This window comes from Trinickia sp. (assembly GCF_051961175.1).
Taxonomy (GTDB): Bacteria; Pseudomonadota; Gammaproteobacteria; order Burkholderiales; family Burkholderiaceae; genus Trinickia.
This window is the reverse complement of the sequence record NZ_JBQCDN010000463.1, coordinates 1-3,212: the sequence shown is the minus strand read 5'-3', so window position 1 is coordinate 3,212 and position 3,212 is coordinate 1. Positions and strand designations below refer to the sequence as shown.

Sequence of the window (3,212 nt, the reverse complement as noted above, 5' to 3'; positions counted from 1 at the left end):
ACCCCTTCGAGCGCGTCGAGCCATTCGCCGGTTTCCTGGGGGTCGTCGTCTTTATCGGCGGCGACATATTTCATGACTTCGTCGGGCACAGCGGACATTCTCGTCTCCTGGATGGGGAATGCTCTTTTGAACGGACGACGCAGACCGGGTCGGACCGCGGCAACTGTCGCGATTGTAAAGAGGCTTACGGCGCCTTAGCAATCAATTTTTCGAATTGCGAGATCATTTCTCATAATGCGAAATATTGCTGCAACGCACCCAAAAAGCATGGCGATCGGGCGTCAATGTGACGTCAGTTGCATCGAACGATACGGGAATACCCCCCTTTTACGCCGATTGGCGATGTCGCGCTGCGCTACAATTCGAGCCATGTTGACCGATCGGCTTTTCGCACGTTCGGCGCGGCCGTCCGGTAAACGGGCGGAGACGGCGCCGTCACGCTGGCACCACGGACCGTGGTGGTCCAATTCGTATCTGCTCACGCCTTTGCTTTCCATCCTGGTGTTCCTGGTGGTGATGAGCCTCATCCTATGGAGCTTGAACAGGCGCGAGCAACAGCAACAGGAAGACACGCTATACCGGAACGTGGCTTGGGCGCAGCAACAGATTCGCTTGTCGATGACGGGTGCGCAAGAGCAGCTGCAAGCCCTTGCGCGCGACATCGCGGCCGGCCACACGGATCAGCATGCATTCGAGATGTCCACGGCCGACATCATCCAGGCCCATCCCGAGATTCTCTACCTGAACTGGTACACGTCGCAGAAGCTGCCGCGCTGGCCCAACACTCCGCTGCCGCTCGCGGGCCAACGGTTCACGCGGCTGACCGATGCGCAGACGGACGAGGCCGTCAAGGCTGCCTTCGCCGAAGCACGCAGCACGCGCCGCCAGGAGTATTCGCCGCTGATCTACGACGATATCGGCAACGGCTATCTCACGCTACAGACGCCCATCTATCGCGACCGGGAATTTCTCGGCTCGATCGCGGCCGTGTTCTCGATCGAGGGCATCCTCAAGCACGACATCCCGCCCGAGCTATCGGCGAAGTACAAGATTTCGATCACGGACGCGAACAACCGCGAGCTGGCCACCACATCCACACGCCCGCGTCTGCCGCGCGACATCTTCTACGACTTGCCGCTCGATCCGCCCGGCCAAGGCGTGACGGTGCGTGTCTATGCCTTCCCGCAAGTCACGAACTTCACTAACAACACGCTGGTCTGGCTCGTTGCCGGCCTCTCTTGCTTCGTGCTGTGGAGCCTCTGGAGCTTGTGGAAGCACACGCGCCAGCGCTTCGAGGCACAGCAGGCGCTGTACGCCGAAGCGTTCTTCCGCCGCGCCATGGAGAACTCGGTACTGATCGGCATGCGGGTGCTCGATATGCACGGCCGCATCACGCACGTGAACCCGGCGTTCTGCCGGATGACGGGCTGGGATGAAAGCGACCTCGTGGGCAAGACCGCGCCATTCCCCTACTGGCCGCGAGACTCCTACCCCGAAATGCAGCGCCAGCTCGACATGACGCTGCGCGGCAAGGCGCCCTCTTCGGGCTTCGAACTGCGCGTGCGGCGCAAGGACGGTTCGCTGTTTCACGCCCGGCTGTATGTCTCGCCGCTCATCGACAGCTCGGGGCGCCAGACGGGCTGGATGTCCTCGATGACCGACATCACCGAGCCGAAACGCGCGCGCGAAGAACTCGCCGCCGCGCATGAACGCTTCACGACAGTGCTCGAAAGCCTCGACGCGGCCGTGTCGGTGCTGGCGGCGGACGAAGCCGAGTTGCTGTTCGCCAATCGCTATTACAGGCATCTGTTCGGCATCCGCCCCGATGGCCATCTGGAACTGTCGGGCGGCGGCTTTGACAACTCGCAAGCCTCGTCCGATTCCATCGACATGGTGGATACGTACGCCGGGCTGCCGGCGGCCGCGCTGACGGAAAGCGCCGCGGACGCCCAGGAAATCTACGTTCAGAGCATCCAGAAGTGGTTCGAGGTGCGCCGCCAATACATCCAGTGGGTGGATGGCCATCTCGCGCAGATGCAGATCGCCACGGACATCACGACGCGCAAGCAGGCGCAGGAGCTTGCCCGCCAGCAAGAGGAAAAGCTTCACTTCACGAGCCGCCTGATGACGATGGGCGAAATGGCGTCGTCGCTGGCGCACGAGCTCAACCAGCCGCTCGCGGCAATCAATAATTACTGCTCGGGCACCGTCGCGCTGGTCAAGGCCGGGCGGACGACGCCCGATACGCTGCTGCCGGTGCTTGAAAAGACCGCTCAGCAAGCGGTGCGCGCCGGCATGATCATCAAGCGCATCCGCGAATTCGTGAAGCGCAGCGAACCCAAGCGGCAAGCCGCGCGCGTGTCGGATATCGTGGCCGATGCCGTGGGCCTGGCCGAAATCGAAGTCAGGAAGCGGCGGATTCGCATCCTCACCGAAGTGCGGTCGCGCCTGCCCGTTATCTATGTCGATCCGGTCCTGATCGAACAGGTGCTCGTCAATCTGCTCAAGAACGCCGCGGAAGCGATGCACGAAGCGCGGCCGAACGCCGTCGATCCGATCATCCGCGTGCTGGTCCGCCTCGATTCGGGCTTCGTCTGCATCAGCGTGATCGATCAGGGCCCGGGGGTCGACGAAGCGGCGATCGAACGGCTGTTCGAGCCGTTTTACAGCACGAAATCGGACGGCATGGGCATGGGCCTCAATATTTGCCGTTCGATTATCGAATCGCATCGTGGCCGTCTGTGGGTTGTGAACAACGTCGATGGGGACGGCAAGATCACAGGCGCCACGTTTCACTGTAGTCTGCCGATCGGCGAACCTAGCGATCCGGGCCAAAGCGGCACGGTCGCGGCACCGAGACCACAAACCGTAACGGGAGAACTATGAGCAGCCCAGCCACCAGTCAGGAAACCGTCTTCGTGGTCGACGATGACGAAGCCGTGCGAGATTCGCTGCGCTGGCTTTTGGAAGCGAACGGCTATCGCGTGCAGTGCTTCTCGAGCGCCGAGCAATTCCTCGAAGCGTATCAGCCCGCCCAGCACGCCGGACAAATCGCTTGCCTCATCCTCGACGTGCGTATGTCGGGCATGAGCGGGCTCGAGCTTCAAGAGCGCCTTATCGCAGAAGATGCCGCGTTGCCGATCATCTTCGTGACGGGTCACGGCGATGTGCCGATGGCCGTCTCGACGATGAAGAAAGGCGCGATGGATTTC

At 61.9% G+C, this 3,212-nt stretch carries 1 protein-coding gene and 1 pseudogene; both read left to right on the top strand.

Annotated elements, in window-relative coordinates:
- Window positions 1-369 precede the first annotated feature (369 nt).
- Window positions 370-2,886 carry an oxygen sensor histidine kinase FixL gene (gene fixL, locus ACTHL0_RS26260; protein ID WP_440570021.1) on the top strand — a complete coding sequence of 839 codons (2,517 nt, stop codon included), beginning with the start codon at window positions 370-372 and terminating at the stop codon, window positions 2,884-2,886.
- Window positions 2,883-3,212 (top strand): annotated as a pseudogene (gene fixJ, locus ACTHL0_RS26255) (oxygen response regulator transcription factor FixJ); the annotation flags it as partial. The gene fixL and the pseudogene fixJ, both read left to right, overlap by 4 nt.

What these genes read in the sequence shown, in the direction of transcription:
- fixL (WP_440570021.1), top strand. Translation starts at nt 370, where the DNA reads ATGTTGACCGATCGGCTTTTCGCACGTTCGGCGCGGCCGTCCGGTAAA.